This window comes from Xanthobacter autotrophicus (assembly GCF_030015065.1).
Classification (GTDB): domain Bacteria; phylum Pseudomonadota; class Alphaproteobacteria; order Rhizobiales; family Xanthobacteraceae; genus Xanthobacter; species Xanthobacter autotrophicus_D.
The window spans coordinates 23432-47513 of record NZ_JAIVFN010000009.1 but is presented as its reverse complement, the minus strand read 5'-3'; the positions used below and the strand labels follow the sequence as shown (position 1 = coordinate 47513).

Below are 24082 nucleotides of genomic sequence, written 5' to 3'. Positions count from 1 at the left end.
CTGTTGCCTGCCGGCCCCGCTGGTGGGATTCTGCCCGCCGCAACCCGTGTGGACACAGGCGCGGCGGGCGCCGGCATGGCCTGCGGGGCGAGGCTGGGAGGTGGCGATGGACCCGCCAAGGCTTCCACTGGAGCAGGCGAGCCGGGGGGCGCTGCTGGCCTTCGTCGAGCTGTTCGCGGACCATTATCACGACATCATCTCCGTCCGCGTCGCCCGGCAGACCGGCGTGTGCGCCGTGGTGGAGGCGGTGGACGCAGGGCCGGCCAGCCGGCAGCTCGTGGTCTTCAATTCCGGCTTCCGCATCGAGAAGGCGCATGCGCCGGGCTCGCGGCTGTTCGAGGCGGGGCCGTTCCGGCAAATGCGCGGCGGTCGCCCCGTCACCTACATGCGCACCCGGAACGGCATCCGCGTGGAATATGACCGGGGCGTCATCACCGCGGTGGAGACGCCCGACGGACGGCGCCTCGCCTTCGACCGGGCCACCGGCCTGCGCACGTTTGCGGAAGTGGCCATCGAAGGCAATGACCACCATGCCGAAATGCGCCTGCTGAGCTGGGCGAAGCAGAACGGGCGCACCATCCTCGCTTTGGCTCCCACCCGCGGCTGCTGCGCCACCTGTAACCTGCGCCTGCGCGCGGAATTCGGCGCCGATTTTCACCAGATTGTGCCGGCAAGCCGGCAGACGCGGGAGGCTTGCTCCGCCCACCGCGCCGAGCTGCGCCGGCTCGGGGTCGGCTCAAGGCCCATCGGACGGACGCTCGACCCCCATGCGCCCGCGGCCGGTGGCTCGTTCGTTGCCCGCCCGCCGCAGACCAATGCCGCCACCCGCGCGGTGGCGCGCCGTGCCGTCGGCGGGCTGCGGCCGGGGGATCCGCGCCTGCTGCGCCTCTCCCGCACGCTCCGCGTCGCCGGCCCGGTCATGGCCGCCTTCGACGCCGCCACCACCTATGCGACGGCGGCCGAGCAGTGGCGGACCGGCGAAAAGGCCGGCGCGGCCCAGACGCTGGCGGCTTTCAGCGGGCGGATGACGGGCGCGCTGATCGGGGCCGAGGGGTTCGGCCTGGCGCTGGGCGGTTTCGGCAGTGTCGTTCCCGGCTTCGGCACCACGGTCGGGGCGCTCACGGGGGCGGTGATCGGCGGCGTGGTCGGGGCCTATGTGGGTGAGCAGAACGCGAAGGCGCTGTGCGCCGAGATCATGGACTGGGCCGGCGGCCACCCCCATGCCGGCGGCGCAGCGCGGGCCGCGCCGGACGCTCATCCGCCCGCCGAGCCTTCGGCGACCTTTCCGCCGGAGGTGGAGGCGCTGGGGCGGCATCTGGCCGAGAGCGGCTATGGTCCGGCCGAGCGTGATTTCGTGTGCCGGCTTGTGGAGGCCCAGCCTGCCGCCGCCGGGGAGGCGGGGGCGGCCGCGCCCCTCGCCGTCCTCGGCGCGCTCGCCGAGCGCATTCCGGCTCCGGCTGCGGCGCTGGAGCCCGATCCGTTCGCCGCGCCGCTGGCGGACTACCCCTGGCCTCCGGTGACGGGGGAGGGCTATGGCGCGGACCCCATGGCGGCGCCCGCCATGGCGCAGGCCGGAGCCGACGCGGGCGAGACGGCGTCCCGGCCCTGGCCGGCGCTCGACGACGAGGGGTGGGAGGCTCCCGAAGCGGATCTCGATGACTGGGACGATCCTGCCGGCGCTGCCGAGGATCTCGCCGATACCGACTGGAGCGAAGGCGAGCCGGCGGATGAGCGGGCGGAGGGTACCGTATCCGGTGAGGGGGTGGCGGTAGATGGCGGATCGGTCGAGGGGCCGCCGCCGGCGGGAGAGCGGGAGCCCGACCCGGTTGAGGTGCCCGCTGCGGAGGTTCCGGCTCTCGTGCCGGACCATGAGGAGGTGGTGACGGGCCGGCTCCTGCCCGGCGACGATGCCGGCACCGGCGCGCCGGATGGCGGATCGGTCGAGGGGCCGCCGCCGGCGGGAGAGCGGGAGCCGGACCCGGTTGAGGTGCCCGCTGCGGAGGTTCCCGCGCCCGCGCCGGACCAAGAGGAGGTGGTGACGGGCCGGCTCCTGCCCGGCGACGATACCGGTGCCGACGCACCGGATGGCGGATCGGTCGAGGGGCCGCCGCCAGCGGGAGAGCGGGAGCCGGACCCGGTTGAGGTGCCCGCTGCGGAGGTTCCCGCGCCCGCGCCGGACCATGAGGAGGTGGTGACGGGCCGGCTCCTGCCCGGCGACGATACCGGCACCGGCGCGCCGGATGGCGGATCGGTCGAGGGGCCGCCGCCGGCGGGAGAGCGGGAGCCGGACCCGGTTGAGGTGCCCGCTGCGGAGGTTCCGGCTCTCGCGCCGGACCATGAGGAGGTGGTGACGGGCCGGCTCCTGCCCGGCGACGATGCCGGCACCGGCGCGCCGGATGGCGGATCGGACGAGGGGCCGCCGCCAGCGGGAGAGCGGGAGCCCGACCCGGTTGAGGTGCCCGCTGCGGAGGTTCCCGCGCCCGCGCCGGACCATGAGGAGGTGGTGACGGGCCGGCTCCTGCCCGGCGACGATACCGGTGCCGGCGCGCCGGATGGCGGTATTCCCGACGCTGCCCCGGACCAGCCGTCGCCCGACGATATCCCGCCGCTCGCTCCGGTTTCGGCAGGTCCCCCCGATCCAGCATCCGAGGACGCCGAGGGAACCCCGTTCCCGCCGGAGGGCGGGGGAGGGGCCGCGCTTCCGGTGGATGCCGGCGGCGGGTCTGCGGGGGAGGATACGGAGCCGCGCATCGTCCTCGACGTCACGGCGCAATTGCGGTTGCCGCCCGCCGTTGACGAACCCGGCGCGCCGAAGCCGGACGCCCCCGAAGGCCCCGACGTCGCCGGTCCTGAAGACGACGAGGACGACAGGCCGGACGATCCCGACCCCGATGAAGTTGAAGTCGTCGATCCTGACGAAGTTCCAGAAGAGGACGACGACCCCGACGACCCCGACGACCCCGACGAGGACGACGACCCCGACGAGGGCGACGACCCCGACGAGGACGACGATCCCGACGATTACGACGATTACGACCCGGACGATCCCTATGGCGATGACCCCGGCGATCCCGACGAGGACGACGACTACGACCCGGACGATCCTTATGGCGACGACCGGGACGATCCCGAGGACGAGGGCTGGCCGGATCAGGGCCGCGGCGGCTCCGGCCATGATGATGAGGATGATGATGACGGCGGTGGCGGTGGCGGCGGAGCCGGCTCCGGCGGGGGGTGGGACGATGACGATGAGTGAGGGATGAAACACCGCCCCCTCGGGCCTCAGCGCGGCAGCGCGCTCAGGTCCCGCTTGACGATGGCGAGGATGGCGGCCGCAAGCCGGGCCTCCTCCTCGTCCACGCTGAGCCCGGCCTTCAGCTCGGCCTGGGCATGGACGAGGTTGCGGTACTCGCGTAGGGTATGGGAGATCTTCTTCACCCCCTCGCTCACCAGCTTCAGCTCGAACGCGGCTTCGATCCAGCCATACAGGTTCTTGGGCTTTTGCGGCTTGCCTCCCGCCTCCGCGGCCTGCGCCATGGCGCGGCCTGTCGCGTCGATCAGCATCGCCTCCATGATGCCGCCGCTCAGGACAACCACGGACTTCCAGTTGCCCGCGGAAAAGCTGCGCGCAAGCTCGGCGGAATCCCGCTCCAGGATGCGCCGCAGGGCGGCATCGCTGAGGAAGGAAAAGTCGAGGGCCAGGACCTCGCGCGGAACGCTCCTCTCGTCCCGGGGCTCCAGGGCGGCGGACAGGGTGGCGAGGGCGACATCGAGCCAGCGCCGCACCCGCCCGGCCTCGTAAAGATTGAACTGGGGCGGCACCCGGCCGCGGAAATAGTCCGGATCGAACAGCGGCAGCGCGCCCGGGCTTGCCTGCTCGATGCGCGCCACATGCTCCGACAGCAGCCGGAAATCGCCGGCGGTGATCTCGTTGCGGGGGCTTCGGGCAAATTCCGCACGCAGGGCTTCCAGGGCCGCGACGGCGCCGCGCAGCGTCTTTCGTTGGTCCTCACGCATCGCCGAACCTGCTATGGTGTTTCCGGCATCGTTGCGGCGTCCAAACGGGAGTTTGGCGATGGCCCAGGACGAGTCAAGGCAATCCCCCGCCGCGCCGGCCGCCGGCGCGAGCGTGCCGGACGGCGAAGCCCGGATTGTCCTCGATCCGTCCGGCGCCGGTCGCCGTACCTGGAACGAGCCGGATCTTGCCGCAATCCTCGCCGCAGCCGGAATGATGGCGCCCGAGGTGGGCGTGGATTTCATCGCCCGCGCGCTCGATGCGGCCGGCACCGATGCCATGGGCCCCATGACCTGCCGGCTCCTCCTTTGTCTCGGCACCTTCCATCTGCGGCTCGGCGCCGTCGCCCCGGCCGAAGCTGCGTTCGCGCGGGGCCTCGCCATGGCGCTGGAGATGCCGGACCGGCTGCTGGCCGGGCGTTTCCTCCACCAGAATTCGGTTATCGCCTGGCAGGCGGGGGACCACGGCCGCGCGGTGGAGCGCGCCATCGAGGGACTGGTATCCAGCCTCGATGCGCTTCACGCCGACGCCATCGCGCGCAAAGGCGGTGGCTTCGCCCATCGTCCCGACGAGCCGATCCAGCAGATGCAGTGGCTTGCCCAGATGTTCGCCGCGCTCCGGCACTGGGACGCGGCGGAGAGCCTCCAGGTGCTCCTGCGCGAGAGCTGCGAGGCGCGGAACGACCTGCCGCTGCTCGTGGAGGTGCTGGCGACCCATGCCGCGATCGCGCTCGCCGCCGGCCGGCGGGCGGCGGCGGACGCCAGCGTCGCCCGTGCCGTCTGGTCCGGCCGCATCGCCGGCATGGATGTGGCCAGGCTGTTGGCCGCGCGCGGGCTGCGGGTGACGCTCGCCGCGCCGAAGGATTGCGCCATCGAGAGCAATTGCGAGGGCCGCGCGGCGCTGGAGGAGAGCCTCATCGCGCAATATCGCCAGATCGCCCTTGGCCTCCTCGCCGACCGGCTCCTGCTCGGCGACGAGCCGTCCGAGGGAGCATGGCGGCAGGCCTTCACCAGCCTGCGCGGGCCGGAGCGCCCCGGCCCTGCGAACGACGCGGAGAAGGATTTCCTGGCGTCCCAGGACGAGTTCCAGGACGAGTTTCAGGACGAGTTTCAGGACGAGATCTTCCAACAGGTCGCGTCCGGCGCCATCACGCGGGTGCGCCCGGCGGATCTGCTCACCCGCGCCATCCGGATCGACGGGGTTGAAATTCCCTGCTGGCAGGAAGGCACCATCAACCGGCATCTGGCGGAGATCGGCTCCTCGCTGCGCCTGTTCATCGTCGGGAGCGACGTGGTGCGGGCGGTGCACCTGCTCTCCATGCTGGGCCATGCCCCGGAGGAACCGGCGACGCCCGCCCTCTTCATTCTGGGGCGGATCGCCCCCATGACGACCCTGGGCAAGGCGTGCCTGTTCGATTTCGTCACCGAGTACGCCGTCTCGCCGCACCTGAACCCGGATTCGCCGGGCCTGCACGATCGCGGGCGCGTGGTCCTGCGCCGGCCTTTGGTCGCCAGGCTGCTGGCGCGGGAGGAGAGCTGCCGGAAACAGCCGGAGGCGGGCGGCGGGCCGCCGTCGCAGGCCGCCGAGGCCCGGCGCATCCTCGACGACCTCATGGCCGGCACCAATCCCGGCATCAGTCGGGAGGACATCATCGGCAACGGGCTGCTCGGCCATGAGCTCGGCCATGTGGAGCAGGTGTTCCCGGCCGGCAGTGGCGGGCTGTTCTCGTCCTGGCATGCGGTGACGCGCGACGACATCTGCCGCTTCGCCCAGATGCCGCGCAGGCTGGACGAAATTGCCGCCGCGTTCCGGCGCAATTTCCACGGGCTGGACGGCCCTGAGCGCTATCCGGCCTTTCTGCGCAGCTTTCCGCCCGGGGATTCGCCCGCCGAATATCCCTTGGATCTGATCCTTGAGAGGATGTGCGCGGACCGTCTGCTGCGGGTGCTGCCGGATGGGCGGTACCATTTCGCCGGCTTCATCGGGCACTGAGACCACTGACGGGGAGGAGAAGATGAACGTCAAGCTGCCTTTCCGACGCCTCGTGTGTCCCCACTGCGCCGCCGAGGCCGAGCACAGGCCGCGCGGCATGTCGCCGGACGGCATGTTCGCCGAGGTCCGGTTTCAGGCCGAAGGGGGGCGGCCGGCGCGGTCGGTCGCCATCGACGTGCTGCGTCTGAAGGTGGAGGACAGGGGCGAGGGGCTGACGCATGGCCATGTCACCGCGCGCGTGCCCTGCATTGGCGGCGATCACACCCACGACATCGACATCAGCGACGTCTACCGCGCGCCCCAGCTCCACCTTGAAGGCTCTGTCCGTTGCAGCCGCGGCCACCCGATGACGCTGGATAAGGTGACGTCCTGGGAATATCTCGACGATGGGGAGTATGGCGGCACCATCCTCGTCTCAGGCCTCCTGAGCTGCGTGGCGTGCGGCGGGCCCGCGATTGCCGAAACCGTGCGTCTGGCCGCTCCCGACATGGCGTCGGCCGCGGCTGGCGGGGACATGAGGCTGAACCTGGAAGCGGCATTGCCCGGCCGGCGCCCGGACCAGCCGTAACAGCGCCGCAGCGGCGCTGACGGCGTTTGCACAAGCCGGTCGGCCGGTGCCCGCGAGCCGGGGCGGCCGGCCCCTTCGGGGCTGCGACCAGATGCGTCTTGCGCGGTCTCTGGTTGCGGGCAATAATTTTTTTCATTCATTGTATATATTGTGGCCATTTGCGACATGCGAAAACCGGTCGGCCCTACGTGGCATTTTGTCGGCAAGTTAATTGTCCTTCTGGTTACGCTCCCTTTGGCCGGCGTCCTGGCAAACTGGGCGGCAGGAGCCTTCGAGTTGCTGGCGGCTCTTCCGTTTCTTCTGGGAAGTTTTCTGTTCGGCTATTTCCGCGGGCAGCCCGGCAGCCTCAATCGGGATTGATCCCGGCTTTCGCGAGAAAGAGGCGCATCGCGGCATCCATCCAGGGCGCCCCCCTGTCTGTTGCGTCTGTGAGAGAGTGATGGAGCGGATGTAGCGGACGAGCCCGCCGAGGGCTTCCACCGCGGCTGCCGTCGCGGTCCCTCAGAGCCGCCAGCATGCGCTCGTGGTGGGCCACGATCTCCCTGCGGTCCCGCACCCGGAAGATGATCATGTTGCTCACCGGCATGAGGGCTTCCACCACCGCGTTCATCCGGAAGCGCTGCGGGGCGTCACCTGCCGCATCCGCGCCAGCGGGAGCGACAGGCGTCCGGCGAGGGCGGGGGATATGCCGTCGCCCGCATCCGGAGGATGTTGGGGCGACTGAACGGGGTCAGGCTTGCCGGTGGATCTGCCGGCGCGCCTCGTGCGCCAGCGGGTGGAGCGTCTCGGGGGCGGCCTGCCCCACGAGGCTGTAGCCCAGCCCGTTGTCGGACCAGCTGAAGCCGTTCACGCCATCCCTGGCATGAGGCGTCATGGGCGCCTTCGGATCGGAGGCGAGCGGGCGGGCGAGCATCACCAGGCGGCTGCCGGCGTCGTCGTCGTACATGAAAAGGGCCGCCGGGCCATGCTCGGTGGCGACCACGCGCCCGCCCATGAAACGATAGCCCGCGTCGGCGAGATCCGGAATGGCCACCGGCCGGCCGAGGCGCCGCGATGTCCAGGCGACGAGCTGCGCGCGGTCCTCGGCACGGATCTCCACCGGCCGGCCCTTGTCGGGCGCAAACACCGCGTAGCTCGCGGCAGCTTCCCGTCCGAGCGCCTGCAGCCCTTCGGCGGGCGCGGAGCCCATGCCGCGCAGCAGCCAGCCTCCCGCGCCGCCCACGCAAACCAGCAGCAGAGCCGCCGCCGCCATGGCCCAGCGCGGCGGCCCCGGGGGCCGGCGCCGCGCCTCGACCATGCGGGCGAGATCGAGCTCCGCCGGCAATGGCTCCTCCACGATCGGGGCCAAAGCGGCACGCAGCATCCCGCGCTCCGCGCCATAGGCGGCGACGCGCGCGGCCACGTCGGGGTGGGCCTCCAGATAGGCGCTTACCTGCTCGCGCCGCTCGGGATCAAGCGCGCCATCCACATAGCCGTGGAGATCGTCTTCGGTGATGGGACGCATGGTCATTTCACTCTCCGCAGATGCGGGTGGGCGCTCTCCGGCCGTGGCACCTCGGACATGGCCTTGCTGAGCCGCTCGCGGGCGCGCGACAGCCGCGACATCACGGTGCCGATGGGGATGCCCAGCACTTTCGCCGTCTGCGCATAGGAGAGGTCCTCCACGCCGACCAGCAGCAGCACCGCCCGCTGCTCGTGCGGCAGCTGCGCGAGCGCGGCGAGCGCATCGCGGTAGCGCAACCGGTCTTCCTGGGTGGCGGGACGGGCGAGATCGCCTTCCTGGGCGTCCTCGATGGGCACCGGACGGGGCCGCGCGGCGGCGCGGCGCAGGCGGGTCATGGCGAGATTGTGCAGGATGGCGAAGATCCAGGCCCGGATGTCGCCCTCCGCATGACGCTGGTGCCAGTGGCCGATGGCCCGCTCCAGGCAGTCCTGCACGAGGTCGTCGGCCGCCGCGCGATCCTTCATGAGCGCGCGCGCATAGCGTCGCAGCGCGGGAATGACGGGTTCGATCAGTCGCACCATCTCGGTGGTCATGAGGGTTCCATGGGCTCGGGACCACGCGATCCGCCCTCGTGCCGTATGGCTGGCGGCAGAATGGGGCAATCTCTCGGATGGACTCCGTTTGCCCCCACTTTATTCCGCAGGCAGCGGAAATAAATTCGCACAGGCACGGCGGAATAAAATCCGGCGCCGCGATGTCTCATCCCTGTCCGACCCCTGACAGGAGGCATCCCATGCTGCGCCGTTCCATTCTTGTTGCTCCGCTCGCGTTCGTTCTGCTCTCGACGGCCGCCATGGCCGGCCCTGCGGAAGATCTGGCCAGGTCGCGCATCCAGAACATCGCCGCCGGCGACCTTGCCAAGGTCGCGGCCGACTACGGGGCCGGCGCGACGCTCCACTGGGTCGGCGGCCCGCTGGACGGCACCTATTCCGACCCCGAGGCCATCAAGGCGGTGTGGTCGAAATTCTTCACCGCCCAGGGCAGCCAGAAGCCGACCGTGGCGGCCGTTTCCGAAGCGGCCAACCCCAAGGGCGCGACCGTGACCGCCGACGTGGCGTTCGCGGGGAAGGCCACGGTGAAGGTCCGCTACGTCCTCGTCTATCGGGACGGCAAGCTGGTGGACGAGGTGTGGCAGGTCAATCCGGCCGCCGCCTACTGAGCCCCCGCGCCCGTTCGATGCAACCCGCCCGGCCGTCCGGCATGACCGTCCGGCCGGCCCGGCTTTCACGGAGATGTCCTGCATGTTCAAACACGCCGTCATCGCGCTTGCGGCGCTTGCCGCGGTCGGCTCGGGCGCCGTCGCGGCCGATCTCAACGTCTATGGCCCCGGCGGTCCGCTGCCGGCCATGAAGGAGGCGGCCGCCGCCTTCGGCAAGCTCAACGGCATCGAGGTCAACGTTACGGCCGGTCCGACCTCCGCCTGGATCGACAAGGCGCGCGAGGATGCCGATCTGATTTTCAGCGGCTCCGAGACCATGATGACGGATTTCGTCGCTGCCATGAACGGCCAGGTCCGCAGCGAGGAGGTGGAGCCGCTGTATCTGCGCGCCGCTTCCATCCTGGTGCGGCCGGGAAACCCCAGGCAGATCCGCGGCCTTTCCGACCTGATGAAGCCGGGCATGAAGGTCCTGGTGGTTCAGGGGGCCGGGCAGAACGGCCTGTGGGAGGACGTGGCCGGGCGCACCGGCAGGATCGAGGAGGTTCGCCGCCTGCGCGCCAATATCGCGTTCTTCTCCCCCAACAGCGCCGCCGCCAAGCAGAAATGGACCGAGGACCAGACCTTCGACGCCTGGATCATCTGGAACATCTGGCAGGTGGCCAACCCGACGCTGGCCGATACCGTCGATATCGACGCCGACCACCGGGTCTATCGCGACGTGGGCGTCGTCCCCTCCGCACGCGGGCGCGAGAAGCCGAATGCCGCGGCCTTCGTCGCGTTCCTGAAGAGCCCGGAGGGCGCGAGGATTTTCCAGAAATGGGGGTGGATCACCCCCGCGTCTTAGAGCACGCGCCGATCAGCCTGCATCGCAAGCTGATCGGACAACGCTTTCTCTTTCTTGAGTTTAGAGCGTGTTTTCAAACGCCATGGGATGGGCGCGGGCTGACCACCAGCACGTTCTCGCCGTCATGGCCGGGTTTGTCCCGGAAGTCGGCTGTTGCCGACTTCCGCCCCTGAGAACGGAACCCGCAAACATGCGGGTTCCGGCCATCCACGCGCGGCGGCCGGGAGGCGCTTTCGCACGCAAGCGCAGGCGGTTGGGCGTGGATGCCCGGCACGAGGCCGGGCATGACGTGGTGATGTCGGCAATGCCTGTTTTAAGCCTTCAGACACGCCCTCCAAACTTGAAAAAGGGTACACGTGCTCTGGCGGCTCCGGTCCGGCCGCATCCTCAGAACCGGAACACGGCGGCGCCGCCGGTGAGGCCGGCACCGGCGGCCGTCAGGAGAAGCACGTCGCCTTCCCCATAGGCGCGGGTCGCGCGCAGCGCCGAAAGGGTGAACGGAAGCGTCGCGGCCGACGAATTGCCGAAGTCCGCCACGGACGACAAGGTCCGCTCCGGCCCGATGCCAAGCCGCTCGGCCACCGCGGTGATGATGCGGGCATTGGCCTGGTGCGGTAGGAAATGGATGACATCCTCCGGGGCGAGGCCGGCATCCTCCAGCGCGGTGCGGCAGGAGGATGCCATCATGGCGACCGCCCTGGAGAACACCGTGCGGCCGTCGCGCATGACCATCCGCGCGTCGCCGCTCGTCAGGCCGCTCGCCGACAGCCGGCTGCCACTGTCGGGAATCTGGATGAGGTCGTAGGCCGAGCCGTCGGACGCGAGCGATGATGCGATGACGCCGGCATCGGCCCGCGGCGACGGGGCGAGGACGATGGCGCCGGCCGCATCGGCGAACAGCGCCGCCGTCGCGGCGTCCCGGGGATCGGTGCGGCGCGACAGGATGTTGGCCGCCGCCACCAGGGCGACGCGTCCCGTCGTCCGGACGAAGCCGTCGGCCAGGACCAGGGCGTAGAGAAAGCCGGCGCAGGCCCCGGTGAGGTCAACGGCGCCGCTGGACGTCAGGCCGAGGCGGTGGGCGAGAAGGGGGGCTGTGGGCGGCAGGAGATGGTCGGGGGTGCTGGTTGCGAGCAGGGTGAGGCCGACCGCGCCTTTCGGCAGCGCCGCGTCGGCCAGGGCCATGTCGGCGGCCGCGACGGCGAGGTCGCTGACCGCCTCGTGCGGGGCGGCGACACGGCGCGCGTGGATCCCGGTGCGTCCCGCGATCCACCCCTCGGCGAGGCCCAGCCGGCGCTCGATCTCGGCGCTCGTCACCACCTGGTCCGGAGCATGGTGGCCGAAGCCGGCGATGCGCGTGCCCATCCGGTTCATGTCCGTCCTGCTCATGCCGGCCCGAACCGGTCGGCGGCGGTGGCGATGGCACCATAGACCCGGTCGAGGTCCTCGCCGGTGGTGCAATAAGGCGGCATCACATAGAGCGTGTTGCCGAGGGGGCGGACCAGCAGGCCTTCCGCGCGGAAGAAAGCCGCGAGCCGTGGCCCGACCCCGGCGAGGTAGCCGGGATCGTCGGCGACAAGGTCCAGCGCGGCGATGGTGCCGAGGCGTCGCACGTTCGAGAACCGCCTGTCGTCGCGGAACGGCGCGAGCCGCGCCTCCTGGAGCGTCCCGAGGGCGGCGATGCGCCCGGCCACGGGCTCACCCGCCCAGATCTCCAGATTGGCGAGGGCTGCGGCGCAGGCGATGGGGTTCGCCGTGAACGAGCTGGAATGGAAGAAGGTGCGCGCGCGGTCGGTGGAATAATGCGCCGCGAAGATCTCGCCTCGGCACAAGGTGACGGCCAGGGGCAGCGCGCCTCCGGTGAGCCCCTTGGCGTAGCAGGCGATATCGGGGGTGATCGCGGCCTGCTCGCAGGCGAAGAGCGTCCCGGTGCGTCCGAAGCCGGTCATCACCTCGTCGGCGATGAGGAGCACGCGGTGGCGGGCGCAGATCGCCGCCATCTCGGCGAGCACATCCGGCGCGTAGATGAGCATTCCGCCCGCGCCGAGGATCAGCGGCTCCACCAGCAGCGCCGCCGGAGCCTCCCGGCAGGCGGCCTCCAGGGCATCGAGGGTGGCCTGCTCGCGGCCCGCCTCGGGGAAGGGCAGGCGCGTCACCTCGAACAGGAAGGGCTCGTAGGCCGCATTGTAGACGCCGCGCGCGCCCACCGACATGGTGCCGATGGTGTCGCCGTGATAGCCGTGCTCCAGCGCGAGGATGCGGGTGCGCGGCTCCCCCGTGTTGCGCCAGTAGCCTGCCGCCATCTTCAGCGCGACCTCGACGGCGGTGGAGCCGCTGTCGGAGAAGAACACATGGTCGAGCCCCGGCGGCGTCATGGCGACGAGCCGGCGCGCCAGCGCTTCGGCGGCCGGATGGGTGTGGCCGGCGAAGATCACCTGGTCGAGCTGTCCGGCCTGTCCGGCGATGGCCGCGACGATCCGCGGGTGGCAATGGCCGTGGGTGATGACCCACCAGGAGGAGATGGCATCGAGGATGCGGGCGCCGGTCGCGGTTTCGAGCCAGGCGCCGTCGCCGCGCACCACCATCGCAGGCTCGGGCGCGAGCGCGTGCTGGGTGAAGGGATGCCAGACGGGGGAGGGGCTTGAGGTCATGGCCGGATCTCCCCGGAGGCGAAGGCGTCGCGCCGGAAGGCTTCAGCGAATGCGGTGGCGAGGGCGGCGGGCGTGAGGGCGGCAAGGTGCGGCAGGCGTCCCAGCCGGCGCACCGCGCCGAACTCGGCGATGATGTGCTCGCTGTCCTCGTTCGCCGCGCCGATGAAGGCGACGCCATGGACGAAAATGCCGCGCCGCTTCAGGGCCTCGATGGCGAGCAGCGTGTGGTTGATGGTGCCGAGGCTGGTGCGGGCGCACAGGATCACCGGCAGCCCCCACGTGGCGAACATATCGGCGAACAGCAGGCGGCGGGTGAGGGGTACGAGCGGGCCGCCCGCCCCCTCGACCACCAGCGGATGCGGGGTCGCGGGGAGCGCGAGCGCATCCGGATCTATGGTGACGCCCTCGGCCTCGGCGGCACGGTGGGGAGAGGCCGGCAAGGCGAGGCGGTAGGCTTCCGGCAGGATGCGGTCGGCGGCGAGGCCGGACAGGCGGCGGGCCGCCTGCGCGTCGGTCTCGCCTTCGAGGCCGGCCTGGACCGGCTTCCAGTAGGCGCCGTCGAGCGCCCCGGCGAGCGCCGCCGAGAACACGGTCTTGCCGATGCCCGTATCGGTGCCGGTGACGATGAAGCCGGTCATGCGGGCGATTGTTCCAGTTCTGCGCCGAGGGCGGCCATGAGCGCGTCGAGGTCGCCTAAGGAGGCGTTGAGGGTCAGCGCGAGGCGCAGGCGCGCGGTGCCCTCCGGCACGGTGGGGGGGCGGATGGCGCGCACATCGAAGCCCTGCTCCTGCAGGCCGGCGGCGATGGCCGTCGCCCGCCGGTCCGGGCCCAGCACCACTTTCTGGATCTGCGAGGAGGTCGCCGGCAGGCCGATCGCCGCGAGCGCCCTCTGGGCGTGGGCGATGCGGGCCATGAGCCGGTCCCGCCGCTCCTGCGCCTGCTCCGCGAGGACCAGGGCCGCCCGCACCGTGGCGGCGAGGAGCGGCGAGGGTGCGGTGGCATAGATGAAGGGCCGGGCGCGGTTCACCATGTAGTCCTTCAGCCCGCGCGGCAGGCACACCAGCGCGCCCATGACGCCGAGCGCCTTGCCGCAGGTGTGCAGGGTCACCACGTTCGCCCGCCCTTCGAGATGGGCGGCGAGGCCGCGGCCTCCGGGGCCGTAGACGCCGGTGGCATGGGCCTCGTCGAGGAGCAGCATGGCGTCGTGCCGCTCGGCCACGGCGCACAGATCGTCGAGCGGTGCGAAGTCGCCGTCCATGCTGTAGAGCGTTTCCGCCGCGATCCAGGGCTGCCCGCGTCCGCCCTCGGCGCGCCAGCGGCGGATGGCATCGTCGGTGGCCTGCGCGTCGGCATGGGGGGCCGCCACGGCGGCCACCCGCTCGGCCGACGCGGCTCCGGCCAGCCCTTCATGGATGCTGGCATGGATGAGGGCGTCGTAGACGACGAGGTCGCCGCGTCGCGGCAGGGTCGAGACCAGGGCTGCGTTGGCGGCAAATCCCCCGGCGAAGAACAGCGCCGCCTCGGCGCCGAAGAAGGTGGCGGCTTCTGCCTCCAGCGCCTCGTGCTCGGCGTGGTTGCCGCGCAGCAGGCGCGATCCGCTCGCGCCCAGGGGCACGCCGCGTGCCAGCGCGGCGCAGGCGGCCTGCCGCAACTCCTCCGATTGGGCGAGGCCCAGATAGTCGTTGGAGGCGAAGTCGACGCCACAAGCGGGCGCCAGGGTGCGCAACCGCCCCCGCCGCGCCAGCGCCGCCAGCGCGGCGTCATGCGCCTCCACGGGCAGCCTCGCGGATTTCTGCCGGTCGACAGGGCGGCTCGGCCAGCATGGCAATCTCCAGATTATAGATAATTTATGAAGCCTATCTCCAATAGGTTTCACATGATCCGGGAAACGGCAAGGGGCCGTTCGGCGGAGTGGGGCAGGGGAGCCGCAGGTCCTGAGGTCGCGGCAGTGCGCAGTGCCGCGGGATCGGATCGCGCGGTGTCAGCCGATCCGCTTCACGTGCCGGGCGAGGGTGGCCACGGCGGTCTCGGTGTCGCCCTTGCGCAGGGCGGCGAGGATGGCGCGATGCTCGCGGTCCACCCGGGGTACGAATGCAGGAGCCGAGGTGGCGAACAGATAGCGTGCGCTGGCCGCATGCAGATCGTCGATGGTGGCAAGCAGCCGCGGCATGCCGCAGGGGGACAGGATCAGGCGATGAAAATGGCGGTTTGCCTCCTCCCAGGCACGGGTGTCGGTGCACCGGTCGGCCCGGTCGGCCGCTTCATCCGCATCCTTCAGGGCCGCGGCGGTGAGATGGGGCGCGGCATGGCGCAGCGCCAGCGCTTCCAGCGCCCCGCGCATCTCCACCACTTCCCTGATCTCGGCGCGGTCGAACGCGGTGACGCGCACCCCGCGCCGCGGCGTGCTGACGGCCAGTCCCTGGGCTTCCAGCCGGCGAAACGCCTCGCGGACCGGAACATGGCTCGCCCCGAATTCCTCGGCGATATGATCCTGGCGCAGCTTCTCCCCCGCCGCGAGCGCGCCGGTGATGATGCGCTCGGCAAGGATGCGCGCAATGCGTGTGGCGATCGATTCGTCGGGCCCGGACTCCATATTTCATAGATAATTTTGATGCGGGGGCTTGTCGAGATGGCCGGCGGTCGTGTCTCAGCTCGAAACAAGGCGTGGTCTTGCCCCTCTCCCGCTTGCGGGAGAGGGTTCCGCGGTGCGCCCAGTCAGAGCTGCAGGCTTTCAAACTGAGACATCACCTGGCCGGCGCCTGAGGGGCCCGCACGGCGAGCAGGTGGCGCCGGGGCTTCTCGTCCAACTCGCATGCCGAGGGGGCGTCGCGGCCCTCGGCAACGTCTTCCGGGGGACCCGCGCCCTACATCCGCAATTTCACGCCGGACTTGCCGCGGAAGCGGCTGCACGCCCCGCTCATGGAGCGCGTCTTCGCCGGCGCGCTGGTGCGGTCGATGATGTGCGCGGCCCTGGACGCGCGCTCGAACGGCACGTCGGGCTTGTGGTCGAGGCGGTGGGTGTGGACGGCCGCGCTCTTCATGGCGCGCGCTCAGCGTTTGTAGGGGGCAATCAGGGCGGCGAGCAGGCCTTCCTCTTCTGCCGTCAGATCGGCGAGGGGCGCGCGCACCGGGCCGGCATCGAAGCCCTGAAGGCGTACGCCGGCCTTGATGGCGGAAACCGCATAGCCCTTGCGGCGGTTGCGGATGTCCATGAAGGGATAGAAGAAGTCCTTGAGGATGCGCTCGCAGGTGGCGCGCTCGCCGGCACGCAGCGCCTTGTAGAACTCCACCGCCAGCCCCGGCACGAAATTGAACACCGCCGAGGAATAGGTGGTGAAGCCGGCGCCGAGATAGGCCTCGGCGAAGAGTTCCGCCGTGGGCATGCCGCCCAGATAGATCAGGCGGTCGCCCATGGTGGCGGTGATCTGGCGCACGAGGCCGATCTGCCCAGTGCCGTCCTTGAAGCCGATGAGGTTGGGGCAGGCATCGCACAGGCGCGCCAGCGTATCGACCTGCAGCACCGAATTGTCGCGATTGTAGACCATGACGCCGATGCCGACCGCGTCGCAGATCTGCTTCACGAGGGCGAACAGGCCCTCCTGTGGGGCATCAATCAGGTAATGGGGCAGAAGGAGGAGGCCGTCGGCACCGGCCTTCTCGGCAGCGCGGGCGATCTCGACCCCCACTTCCGCGCCGAAGCCGCAGCCGGAGACGATGGCGGTCTTTCCCGCGGCCTGCTTCGCGGCGGCAACGATGCCGGGAACCTCGCCGGGCGCGAGGGAGAAGAACTCCCCGGTGCCGCCGGCGGCGAACAGGACCGGCGCATCATAGCCGGCGAGCCAGGCGATGTGACGCTGGTAGCTCTCCGCATTGAAGCGGCCTGACGCATCGAAATGTGTGACGGGAAACGACAAGAGGCCCGACCCGAGCGCGCTCTTGATGTCCTGCGGATTCATCATGGTTCCTCTGCCAAGCTGACGGCAGAGTTGTCGTACATATTTGCGGGAAAATGGTCAACAACTCATATGATATGTTTACGCCGAGTCTGCAGGAGCGCACGGTAGCGCTGCTGGCTGCCGCGCAGGTGCACGCGCATGGCCTCGCGCGCGGCCTCCTCGTCGCCCTTGGATATGGCGAGGGCGATTCGCTGATGCTCGTCGTCGATCAGCTCGATGTAGGAGGTCGCCCGCTCGACGCTCTGTCCGTCGCGCTCCAGCACCACGCGAGGGATCGCCTCGCGCCCGATCATGGTCAGGAATTCGCGAAAGCGCGGGTTGTTGGTGGCGTCGGCGATGGCGAGGTGCAGGGCGAAGTCGGATTCGACGGTGGACTGGCCGGCTTCCATCGCCGCACGCACCGCGAAATGCCGCTCGAAGATCACCTCTTCCTGCGCAGGAGAGCGCCGCGCCGCCGCGAGGCCGGCCGCTTCCACCTCCACGCCGGTGCGCAGCTCCAAGAGCTCAATGGTGGATGAAACGCGTGTATTATCAATATTTTGGCTGGAAAACAGCGGCGCGCCGGGCGCCTCCAGCACGAACACTCCGGCGCCCTGGCGCGCCTCCACCAGCCCGTCCGCCCGCAGCGCGGCCACGGCCTCGCGCACGACGGTCCGGCTGACGCCATGGGCCTGGGTGAGCTGGGCCTCGCTGGGCAGCTTCGTGCCCGGGGGATAATTGCCCGAGCGGATGGATTGGCGCAGCGCTTCGCTGATCCGCGCCACCAGGGAGCCGCTGGCCCCCCTCGCGCGTGTCACGCCCGCAGATGCCGTGGCCGCAGAGGCCGCACGCGCGGGGGTCCCGCTCGAAAGCGCCAAGTCTGCCGGATTTACGGCCTCGGCCCTGTCGTCTGCGGCTCTCTTGGGCGTGGGGGGCACCGGTTTCTCCCGCATTTCACGACGCTACGTCAACATGGTGCGAAAAACAACTCGTCCGTCAACTGTGTTGCATCCTTCGCCATATTCATTCAACATATACGATGAGTTGGCCAGCAATTGGGCGCTCTTGGGGTTCGCATGCTTCAAAGATTGCTTCTCACAGGCGCCGCCGGCGGGCTCCGCCGCGCCATCCGCCCGCATGTATTTCGACAAGTTCGGGCAGGAGACGGCGCTGGTGCGCATCGGCAGCCGCATGGAGAAGCCGACCAACTGCCGGATGCCCTCCACCTGGATGCGCCGATCGCCGTCTACCAGGGTGGCCAGTTCACCCAGGATCCGATTTTCAAGGACAATTGAGATGACCATGATCCCCACCGGCGGCCACCTGATCTCCGGCGCCCGCGTCGAAGGCGGCGAGGTGTTCGAGAGCAGCCCGGTCAGCGGCGCGCCGCGGCGCTTCTTCTCGGCGACCGCGGCCGAGGTGGATGCCGCCTGCCGCGCCGCCGAAGCCGCCTTCTCTTCCTATGGCTGGACCAGCCGGGAGACCCGCGCGCGCTTTCTCGACGCCATCGCCGCGGCGCTGGAAGCGCGCGGCGCCGAGATCGTCGCCACCGCGGAGGCCGAGACCGGCCTGCCGAACGCCCGCCTCACCGGTGAGCTGGCGCGCACCACAGGCCAGCTGCTGCTGTTCGCCCGGCACATTCGCGACGGGGCCTATCTCGACCGTCGCCATGATGCCGCCCTGCCGGATCGCAAGCCGTTGCCGCGGCCGGATCTGCGGCTGATGCAGCGGCCGCTCGGCCCGGTGGCGGTGTTCGGCGCTTCAAATTTTCCCCTGGCGTTTTCGGTCGCTGGCGGCGACACCGCCTCCGCGCTGGCTGCCGGTTGCCCGGTGGTGGCGAAGGGACACCCGGCCCATCCCGGCACCAGCCAGATCGTTGCGGAAGCCATCGCGGCCGCTGCCGCTGCGGAGGATCTGCACCCCGGCGTGTTCGGGCTGCTGCAATCCTTCACGGTGGAGGGGGGTACCGTCCTCGTGCGCCATCCGCTCATCCGCGCGGTCGGCTTCACCGGCAGCCTCGGCGCCGGCCGCGCCCTGTTCGACCTGTGCGCCGCCCGGCCCGAGCCCATCCCCTTCTTCGGCGAACTCGGGTCGGTGAACCCCATGTTCCTGCTGCCCGCGGCGCTTTCGGCGCGGGCGCGGCAGCTTGGCGAGGGCTGGGCGGGCTCGCTCGCCATGGGGGTCGGCCAGTTCTGCACCAATCCCGGCATCGCCCTCGCCATCGACGGGCCGGATCTGGCCGCCTTCCTCGATGCCGCGAGCGCAGCCCTGGGAGGGGTCGCACCACAGCCCATGCTGACCGAGGGAATCGCGGCCGCCTATCGCAAGGGACGCGACCATCTCGCGGCGGCTTCGGGCGTGTCCTGCCTGGTGCGGACCGAGGCTGGTGGCCGGTTCGGCGCGCCGGCCCTGTTCTGCGTCACGGCGGCGGATTTCCTTGCCGACCGCAGCCTCGGCCACGAGGTGTTCGGCCCCGCCGGCATTCTGGTGCGGGTGCGCGACGCCGATGAGATGGTGGCGCTCGCCGCCACCTTCGAAGGGCAGTTGACCGCGACACTGCAGATGGACGAGGCCGATACCGAACTCGCCCGCCGCCTGCTGCCGATCCTGGAGCGCAAGGCTGGCCGCCTTCTCGCCAACGGTTTCCCCACCGGTGTCGAGGTGTGTGACGCCATGGTGCATGGTGGCCCCTATCCGGCCAGCACCAATTTCGGCGCCACCTCGGTCGGCACCCTCGCCATCCGCCGCTTCCTGCGCCCGGTGTGCTACCAGAACCTGCCGGAGACTCTGTTGCCGGAAGATCTATGCCCTCCGCCCCTCGCGTGAAGGTGCGAGGGCGCGCCGGTTTGCCAGCACCTGCCGCTCGCCCTGCACAGGGTGGGCGGCACTCGGCCCCGCCGACCGTCTTCAGGATGGTGATTTACCTTTCCGTGGCCTCAACTTCCGAGGAAGACACGGTCCCTTGTGCGGCTGAGATGCAGGGCCATGGCGGCGCGGGCCGCGGACGGGTCGCCGCTCTCGATGCTGTCGAGGATGCGCCGGTGCTCGCTTTGCAGCCGCTCGCCGCGGCGCTCGTCGGGCTTGGTCGAGAGCGCGCGGGCGAACTGGATGCACTGGGCGAAGTTGCCGCGCGCCGATTCCATGGACGACACGAGATACTTGTTGTGGGCGGCGGCTGCGATGGCGAGGTGGAACTGCAGATCCGCCTCCACGCCGCCCTCGTCCCGCACCAGCGCATCGCCCACCGCCTGGAACGCGGCGCGGATGCGCGCCAGATCCTCGTGCGTGCGGCGCACGGCGGCGAGCGCCGCGACCTCCGGCTCGATCAGCTGGCGGAACTCGAAGAAGCGCTGCATGTCGGCGATGCTGCCCACCAGCGGGAAGGCGAACATCCCCGCATTGGGACGGCGCAGGACGACGCTGCCCTGTCCCTGCCGCGAGCCCACCACGCCATCAATCTTCAGCCGCGACAGCGCATCGCGCACCACCGTGCGGGACACCTGGAACATCTCGCAGAACTGCGCCTCGGTCGGCAGGCGGCCGCCCTCGGGGATCTGCGAGGTCAAGATCAGCTGGAGGATGTCATCATAAATCCGGTCGCCCAGCGTCTGGCCACGCCCCGCCCGCCGCGTCGGGGCGGCCGGCACAATTTCGGGCGACGAGGGACCAGTCTTGCGCGCCATCAGGCCAGCTCCGCGGGGGTAAGGGGCACTGGGGCCGGAGCCCGTGTGCCCGGCCCCAGTTAGCGTGAGGAGGGCCGCAGGTGAAAGAGGGCGGGCAAGGTGTTCCCTCGGGTCACATCACAGTGCCCGATAATTTGTATTATTTGTATTTATTTTATGTAGACACGCCGGAAATTTGTACTCTATAAAGACAAGTGTCGATGTCCACCCGGCATCGCGTGTCGCCGCCAGCGGTCACGCGAAAACGCCAGCCTGCGCCAGGTGTGAGTCGATCTGCGGATGCGTTCGCCCTGCGCGCCGTTCGCGATTCGAAGAACGAGGACTGAAAGGAAACGCCATGGATTTCGCTACCGCGACGGCGGCGGCGCGGGCGCTTGCGCCCACGCGCGTGCGCTGGGGCATACTTGCCATGCTCTTTGCCGTCACCACCATCAATTACGCGGACCGCGCCACCATCTCCATCGCCGGCCCCGACCTGCGCGCGGCGCTCGGGCTGTCGCCGGTGCAGATGGGCTACATTTTCTCGGCGTTCGCCTGGTCCTACGTGCTGGCGCAGCTGCCCGGCGGCTGGCTGCTCGACCGCTTCGGCTCGAAGACCACCTATTGCGCCGGCCTCGTCCTGTGGTCGCTCTTCACCATGTTCCAAGGCGCCGTGGGCTTCCTCACCGGGGGCCTCGCGGTGGCGGTGCTGTTCCTGCTGCGCTTCCTCGTGGGCGCGGCGGAGGCGCCGTCTTTTCCGGGCAACGGGCGCATCACCTCGGCCTGGTTCCCCGCCAGCGAACGCGGGCTCGCCTCGGCCATCTTCAATTCGGCGCAGTATTTCGCCACCGCTCTCTTCGCGCCGATCATGGGCTGGATCGTGCACAGCCTCGGCTGGCAGGCGTTATTCTATGTCATGGGCGGGCTCGGCCTCCTCATGGCCACCCTCTGGGGCCGGGTGATCTATGGGCCGCTCGCCCATCCTCGCGTCAACCAGGCCGAGATCGACTACATCAAGGCGGGCGGTGCGCTGGTCGAACTCGACGGCAAGGCCGCCACCGAGCAGCCGAAGGAAGTGAACACACTGGCCTGCATCGGCGAGTTGCTGCGCAACCGCATGCTGCTCGGCCTCTACATCTTCCAGTTCTGCGTCAACGTGCTCACCTATTTCTTCCTCACCTGGTTCCCGGTCTATCTGGTGACCGAGCGGCACATGACCATCCTCAAGGCTGGCTTCGTCGCATCGCTGCCGGCGATCTGCGGCTTCCTCGGCGGTGTCCTGGGCGGCTATATCTCTGACCGGCTGCTGAAGGCCGGCTGGTCGCTCACCGCCGCACGCAAGACGCCCATCGTCTTCGGGATGCTCATGGCCATGAGCATGATCGCCTGCAACTACGTCACCTCCGACACGCTCGTCATCTTCTTCATGTCGCTCGCCTTCTTCGGCAAGGGCATTGGCGCGCTGGGCTGGGCGGTGGTCTCCGACACCTCGCCGAAGCAGGCGGGAGGTCTTTCCGGCGGCCTGTTCAACACCTTCGGCAACACCGCCGGCATCGTCACGCCCATTGTCATCGGCTACATCCTCCAGGCGACCGGCTCGTTCGCGTCGGCGCTCACCTTCGTCGGCCTCAGTGCGGCGGTGGCCCTGCTCACCATGCTGCTGATGGTCGGCACCATCCGTCGCGTGGAGCTGAAGACCTCGCTCATCGCGCCCGCAGCCTCCTGAACCTCTCCTGAGCCGGCGTTCGCGCGCCGGACCAGCACAGACCCTTCGGGCGGGGCCCTGCGCTCCGCCCCAAAGAACCGAGCCCAGACCGTCATGAACGCCCTCTCCGCCGCCCCCCTTCGGCCCCTCTCGATCAAGCTCCACCCACGCGACAACGTGGCCATCGTGGTCAATTCCGGCGGCCTTCCCGCCGGCACGACGCTCGACGAGGGGATCGAACTCGTGGAACACGTGCCGCAGGGCCATAAGGTGGCGCTCGCGGACGTTCCGGCCGGCGGCGCCGTGGTGCGCTATGGCGAGGTCATCGGCTATGCGGTGAAGGCCCTGCCGCGCGGCAGCTGGATCACCGAATTTCTGGTGGAGCTGCCGAGCCCGCCGGAACTGGAAAAGCTGCCGCTCGCCACCAATGTTCCTCCGCCGCTGCCGGCGCTGGAGGGTTACACTTTCGAGGGCTACCGCAATCCCGACGGATCGGTGGGCACCCGCAACATCCTCGGGATCTCCACCAGCGTCCATTGCGTTGCCGGGGTGGTGGACCATGTGGTGCGCATCATCAAGGAGCGCCTGCTGCCCAATTATCCCAACGTGGACGGTGTGGTCGGGCTCAACCACCTCTACGGCTGCGGCGTCGCCATCACCGCGCCGGCCGCGGCGGTGCCCATCCGTACCCTCCAGAACCTCGCCCACAACCCCAATTTCGGCGGTGAGATCCTGGTGGTCGGCCTCGGCTGCGAGAAGCTCACGCCGGAACGGCTGATGCCCGAGCTTTCGGCGGATGCGGCCCGCGAGAACATCCTGACCCTGCAGGACGAACGCTTCAGCGGCTTCCAGGCCATGGTGGACGGCATCCTGGAGATGGCCGACGCCCGGCTGAAGGTGCTCAACGCCCGCCGCCGCGAGACCTGTCCCGCCTCCGAGCTGGTGGTGGGGCTGCAATGCGGCGGCTCGGACGCCTTCTCCGGCGTCACCGCCAATCCGGCGGTGGGCTACGCCGCCGACCTCATCGTGCGGGCGGGCGGCACGGTGATGTTCTCCGAGGTGACGGAGGTGCGCGATGCGGTGCATCTCCTCACGCCGCGGGCCGCCACCGAGGAGGTCGGGCGTGCGCTGATCCGGGAGATGGCGTGGTACGACGCCTATCTCGCCTCCGGCCAGACCGACCGCTCGGCCAACCCGTCTCCGGGCAACAAGAAGGGCGGGCTCTCCAACGTGGTGGAGAAGGCGCTCGGCTCCATCGTGAAGTCCGGCACCGCGCCCATCTCGGCGGTGCTGGCACCGGGTGAACGCGCCACGACGCGGGGCCTCGTCTTCGCCGCGACGCCGGCCTCGGACTTCATCTGCGGTACCCAGCAGCTCGCCTCGGGCATGACGCTGCAGGTGTTCACCACCGGCCGCGGCACGCCGTACGGCCTCGCGGCGGCGCCCGTGGTGAAGGTGGCGACGCGCAGCGACCTCGCCAACCGCTGGCACGACCTCATGGACCTCAACGCCGGCCGCGTCGCCACCGGCGAGGCGACATTGGAAGAGGTGGGCTGGGAACTGTTCCGCCTTATCCTGGATGTGGCCAGCGGCCGCAAGAAACCGTGGTCGGACGTCTGGGGCCTGCACAACGCCCTTGCCGTGTTCAATCCTGCGCCCGTGACCTGAGGGGAGGCGAAGACCAAAGAAGGCCAAGGGAGGAGCACATGGAAAAACAACGGGACCGGGACCGGCCGGATCGCCGCATTCACCCTCGCCATCGCGCTGCTCGCGGGCGCGGCGCAGGCTGAGACGCTCGCCTCTGTCGGCAATGTCGGCAGCAATGACATCAGCGTGTTCCGCTTCACTGACCCCGGCCTCGTCCCGGTGGAAGCCTATTAAGCCACGCTCGCGCACGAGCTGACCCACTGGACCAAGCACGAAAGCGCCTTGCGCGGGACTTCGGCCGCAAGTGGGGAGTCTGCCCCGGCCTCCGAGCCGGGGTGACGAAGGCTTCGCCATGGAAGAGCTTGTCGCCGAGCTGGGCACGGCCTTTGTCTGCGCTGGATTC

22 protein-coding genes and 1 pseudogene are annotated in these 24082 nt (G+C 69.9%); 9 read left to right on the top strand and 14 right to left on the bottom strand.

What is annotated here, in order from left to right:
* The first annotated feature begins 106 nt into the window (after nt 1-106).
* A complete protein-coding gene (locus K9U40_RS03925) occupies nt 107-3256 on the top strand; it encodes a hypothetical protein (RefSeq protein WP_282888904.1) in 3150 nt (1049 codons plus the stop codon).
* A 26-nt stretch (nt 3257-3282) separates the two neighbouring features.
* Here K9U40_RS03925 and K9U40_RS03920 read toward each other — a convergent pair whose 3' ends face one another.
* Nucleotides 3283-4017: a hypothetical protein gene (locus K9U40_RS03920; protein WP_282888903.1), complete on the bottom strand. Its 735-nt coding sequence runs from the start codon at nt 4015-4017 to the stop codon at nt 3283-3285.
* Nucleotides 4018-4075: 58 nt separating this feature from the next.
* Between K9U40_RS03920 and K9U40_RS03915 the strand changes: the two genes are divergently transcribed.
* Both K9U40_RS03915 and K9U40_RS03910 read left to right on the top strand, forming a co-directional pair.
* Nucleotides 4076-6007: a hypothetical protein gene (locus tag K9U40_RS03915; RefSeq protein WP_282888902.1), complete on the top strand. Its 1932-nt coding sequence runs from the start codon at nt 4076-4078 to the stop codon at nt 6005-6007.
* A 22-nt stretch (nt 6008-6029) separates the two neighbouring features.
* Entirely contained in the window at nt 6030-6575 is a 546-nt protein-coding gene (locus K9U40_RS03910; RefSeq protein WP_282888901.1) for a hypothetical protein, read from the top strand.
* Between the two features lie 346 nt (nt 6576-6921).
* Here the strand turns inward: K9U40_RS03910 and K9U40_RS03905 are convergent, their stop codons facing one another.
* From K9U40_RS03905 to K9U40_RS03895, 3 genes are all read right to left on the bottom strand, one after another.
* Entirely contained in the window at nt 6922-7185 is a 264-nt protein-coding gene (locus tag K9U40_RS03905) for a hypothetical protein (RefSeq protein WP_282888900.1), read from the bottom strand.
* A 120-nt stretch (nt 7186-7305) separates the two neighbouring features.
* The gene (locus tag K9U40_RS03900; RefSeq protein ID WP_282888899.1) at nt 7306-8085 is read right to left on the bottom strand and encodes an anti-sigma factor family protein; all 780 of its coding nucleotides are present in this window, start codon (nt 8083-8085) and stop codon (nt 7306-7308) included.
* On the bottom strand, nt 8082-8612 hold the full coding sequence (locus tag K9U40_RS03895) for a sigma-70 family RNA polymerase sigma factor (RefSeq protein ID WP_282888898.1): 531 nt from the start codon (nt 8610-8612) through the stop codon (nt 8082-8084). The genes K9U40_RS03900 and K9U40_RS03895 overlap by 4 nt, the downstream gene beginning before the upstream one ends.
* Before the next feature lie 200 nt (nt 8613-8812).
* Here K9U40_RS03895 and K9U40_RS03890 point away from each other — a divergent pair, with 200 nt between their 5' ends.
* Both K9U40_RS03890 and K9U40_RS03885 read left to right on the top strand, forming a co-directional pair.
* The gene (locus K9U40_RS03890; protein WP_282888897.1) at nt 8813-9238 is read left to right on the top strand and encodes a nuclear transport factor 2 family protein; all 426 of its coding nucleotides are present in this window, start codon (nt 8813-8815) and stop codon (nt 9236-9238) included.
* 82 nt (nt 9239-9320) lie between these two features.
* Entirely contained in the window at nt 9321-10082 is a 762-nt protein-coding gene (locus K9U40_RS03885; RefSeq protein WP_282888896.1) for a substrate-binding domain-containing protein, read from the top strand.
* A gap of 387 nt (nt 10083-10469) precedes the next feature.
* Here K9U40_RS03885 and K9U40_RS03880 read toward each other — a convergent pair whose 3' ends face one another.
* From K9U40_RS03880 to K9U40_RS03840, 9 genes are all read right to left on the bottom strand, one after another.
* The gene (locus K9U40_RS03880; RefSeq protein WP_282888921.1) at nt 10470-11453 is read right to left on the bottom strand and encodes a beta-ketoacyl-ACP synthase III; all 984 of its coding nucleotides are present in this window, start codon (nt 11451-11453) and stop codon (nt 10470-10472) included.
* Nucleotides 11454-11464: 11 nt separating this feature from the next.
* Nucleotides 11465-12730, bottom strand: a complete 1266-nt coding sequence (locus K9U40_RS03875; protein WP_282888895.1) for an adenosylmethionine--8-amino-7-oxononanoate transaminase — start codon at nt 12728-12730, stop codon at nt 11465-11467.
* Entirely contained in the window at nt 12727-13368 is a 642-nt protein-coding gene (bioD, locus tag K9U40_RS03870) for a dethiobiotin synthase (RefSeq protein ID WP_282888894.1), read from the bottom strand. Before bioD ends, K9U40_RS03875 begins: the two co-directional genes overlap by 4 nt.
* Nucleotides 13365-14504 (bottom strand): 8-amino-7-oxononanoate synthase, encoded by a 1140-nt coding sequence (locus K9U40_RS03865; RefSeq protein WP_282888893.1) that lies wholly within the window; start codon nt 14502-14504, stop codon nt 13365-13367. The genes bioD and K9U40_RS03865 overlap by 4 nt, the downstream gene beginning before the upstream one ends.
* Nucleotides 14505-14711: 207 nt before the next feature.
* On the bottom strand, nt 14712-15323 hold the full coding sequence (locus K9U40_RS03860) for a GntR family transcriptional regulator (RefSeq protein WP_282888892.1): 612 nt from the start codon (nt 15321-15323) through the stop codon (nt 14712-14714).
* 271 nt (nt 15324-15594) lie between these two features.
* Nucleotides 15595-15771 (bottom strand): hypothetical protein, encoded by a 177-nt coding sequence (locus tag K9U40_RS03855; RefSeq protein WP_282888891.1) that lies wholly within the window; start codon nt 15769-15771, stop codon nt 15595-15597.
* A gap of 9 nt (nt 15772-15780) precedes the next feature.
* Nucleotides 15781-16686: a 5-dehydro-4-deoxyglucarate dehydratase gene (gene kdgD, locus K9U40_RS03850; protein ID WP_282888920.1), complete on the bottom strand. Its 906-nt coding sequence runs from the start codon at nt 16684-16686 to the stop codon at nt 15781-15783.
* A gap of 65 nt (nt 16687-16751) precedes the next feature.
* Entirely contained in the window at nt 16752-17483 is a 732-nt protein-coding gene (locus tag K9U40_RS03845; RefSeq protein ID WP_282888890.1) for a FadR/GntR family transcriptional regulator, read from the bottom strand.
* Between the two features lie 144 nt (nt 17484-17627).
* The gene (locus K9U40_RS03840; protein ID WP_282888889.1) at nt 17628-17969 is read right to left on the bottom strand and encodes a hypothetical protein; all 342 of its coding nucleotides are present in this window, start codon (nt 17967-17969) and stop codon (nt 17628-17630) included.
* Between K9U40_RS03840 and K9U40_RS03835 the strand changes: the two genes are divergently transcribed.
* Complete coding sequence (locus K9U40_RS03835) at nt 17962-19491, top strand: aldehyde dehydrogenase (NADP(+)) (protein ID WP_282888888.1); 1530 nt, start codon at nt 17962-17964, stop codon at nt 19489-19491. The genes K9U40_RS03840 and K9U40_RS03835 overlap by 8 nt on opposite strands.
* A gap of 110 nt (nt 19492-19601) precedes the next feature.
* Here the strand turns inward: K9U40_RS03835 and K9U40_RS03830 are convergent, their stop codons facing one another.
* Nucleotides 19602-20348 carry a FadR/GntR family transcriptional regulator gene (locus tag K9U40_RS03830; protein WP_282888887.1) on the bottom strand — a complete coding sequence of 249 codons (747 nt, stop codon included), beginning with the start codon at nt 20346-20348 and terminating at the stop codon, nt 19602-19604.
* A 337-nt stretch (nt 20349-20685) separates the two neighbouring features.
* On the opposite strand from K9U40_RS03830, the gene K9U40_RS03825 reads away from it, so the two are divergent.
* The 3 genes and pseudogenes from K9U40_RS03825 to K9U40_RS03815 form a co-directional block, all read left to right on the top strand.
* A complete protein-coding gene (locus tag K9U40_RS03825; RefSeq protein ID WP_282888886.1) occupies nt 20686-22053 on the top strand; it encodes an MFS transporter in 1368 nt (455 codons plus the stop codon).
* 93 nt (nt 22054-22146) lie between these two features.
* Complete coding sequence (gene garD / locus K9U40_RS03820) at nt 22147-23700, top strand: galactarate dehydratase (RefSeq protein ID WP_282888885.1); 1554 nt, start codon at nt 22147-22149, stop codon at nt 23698-23700.
* A gap of 213 nt (nt 23701-23913) precedes the next feature.
* Nucleotides 23914-24076 (top strand): annotated as a pseudogene (locus tag K9U40_RS03815) (zincin-like metallopeptidase domain-containing protein); the annotation flags it as partial.
* Between the last annotated feature and the right edge of the window lie 6 nt (nt 24077-24082).

Bases quoted from the DNA above. Each gene is read 5' to 3' on its own strand.
- K9U40_RS03880 (WP_282888921.1), bottom strand. From the start codon at position 11,453: ATGAACCGGATGGGCACGCGCATCGCCGGCTTCGGCCACCATGCTCCG.
- K9U40_RS03830 (WP_282888887.1), bottom strand. From the start codon at position 20,348: ATGGCGCGCAAGACTGGTCCCTCGTCGCCCGAAATTGTGCCGGCCGCC.
- K9U40_RS03895 (WP_282888898.1), bottom strand. From the start codon at position 8,612: ATGACCACCGAGATGGTGCGACTGATCGAACCCGTCATTCCCGCGCTG.
- K9U40_RS03905 (WP_282888900.1), bottom strand. From the start codon at position 7,185: ATGAACGCGGTGGTGGAAGCCCTCATGCCGGTGAGCAACATGATCATC.
- K9U40_RS03855 (WP_282888891.1), bottom strand. From the start codon at position 15,771: ATGAAGAGCGCGGCCGTCCACACCCACCGCCTCGACCACAAGCCCGAC.
- K9U40_RS03835 (WP_282888888.1), top strand. From the start codon at position 17,962: ATGACCATGATCCCCACCGGCGGCCACCTGATCTCCGGCGCCCGCGTC.
- K9U40_RS03825 (WP_282888886.1), top strand. From the start codon at position 20,686: ATGGATTTCGCTACCGCGACGGCGGCGGCGCGGGCGCTTGCGCCCACG.
- kdgD (WP_282888920.1), bottom strand. From the start codon at position 16,686: ATGAATCCGCAGGACATCAAGAGCGCGCTCGGGTCGGGCCTCTTGTCG.
- garD (WP_282888885.1), top strand. From the start codon at position 22,147: ATGAACGCCCTCTCCGCCGCCCCCCTTCGGCCCCTCTCGATCAAGCTC.
- K9U40_RS03885 (WP_282888896.1), top strand. From the start codon at position 9,321: ATGTTCAAACACGCCGTCATCGCGCTTGCGGCGCTTGCCGCGGTCGGC.
- K9U40_RS03900 (WP_282888899.1), bottom strand. From the start codon at position 8,085: ATGACCATGCGTCCCATCACCGAAGACGATCTCCACGGCTATGTGGAT.
- K9U40_RS03860 (WP_282888892.1), bottom strand. From the start codon at position 15,323: ATGGAGTCCGGGCCCGACGAATCGATCGCCACACGCATTGCGCGCATC.
- K9U40_RS03920 (WP_282888903.1), bottom strand. From the start codon at position 4,017: ATGCGTGAGGACCAACGAAAGACGCTGCGCGGCGCCGTCGCGGCCCTG.
- K9U40_RS03915 (WP_282888902.1), top strand. From the start codon at position 4,076: ATGGCCCAGGACGAGTCAAGGCAATCCCCCGCCGCGCCGGCCGCCGGC.
- K9U40_RS03890 (WP_282888897.1), top strand. From the start codon at position 8,813: ATGCTGCGCCGTTCCATTCTTGTTGCTCCGCTCGCGTTCGTTCTGCTC.
- K9U40_RS03840 (WP_282888889.1), bottom strand. From the start codon at position 17,969: ATGGTCATCTCAATTGTCCTTGAAAATCGGATCCTGGGTGAACTGGCC.
- K9U40_RS03925 (WP_282888904.1), top strand. From the start codon at position 107: ATGGACCCGCCAAGGCTTCCACTGGAGCAGGCGAGCCGGGGGGCGCTG.
- bioD (WP_282888894.1), bottom strand. From the start codon at position 13,368: ATGACCGGCTTCATCGTCACCGGCACCGATACGGGCATCGGCAAGACC.
- K9U40_RS03875 (WP_282888895.1), bottom strand. From the start codon at position 12,730: ATGACCTCAAGCCCCTCCCCCGTCTGGCATCCCTTCACCCAGCACGCG.
- K9U40_RS03910 (WP_282888901.1), top strand. From the start codon at position 6,030: ATGAACGTCAAGCTGCCTTTCCGACGCCTCGTGTGTCCCCACTGCGCC.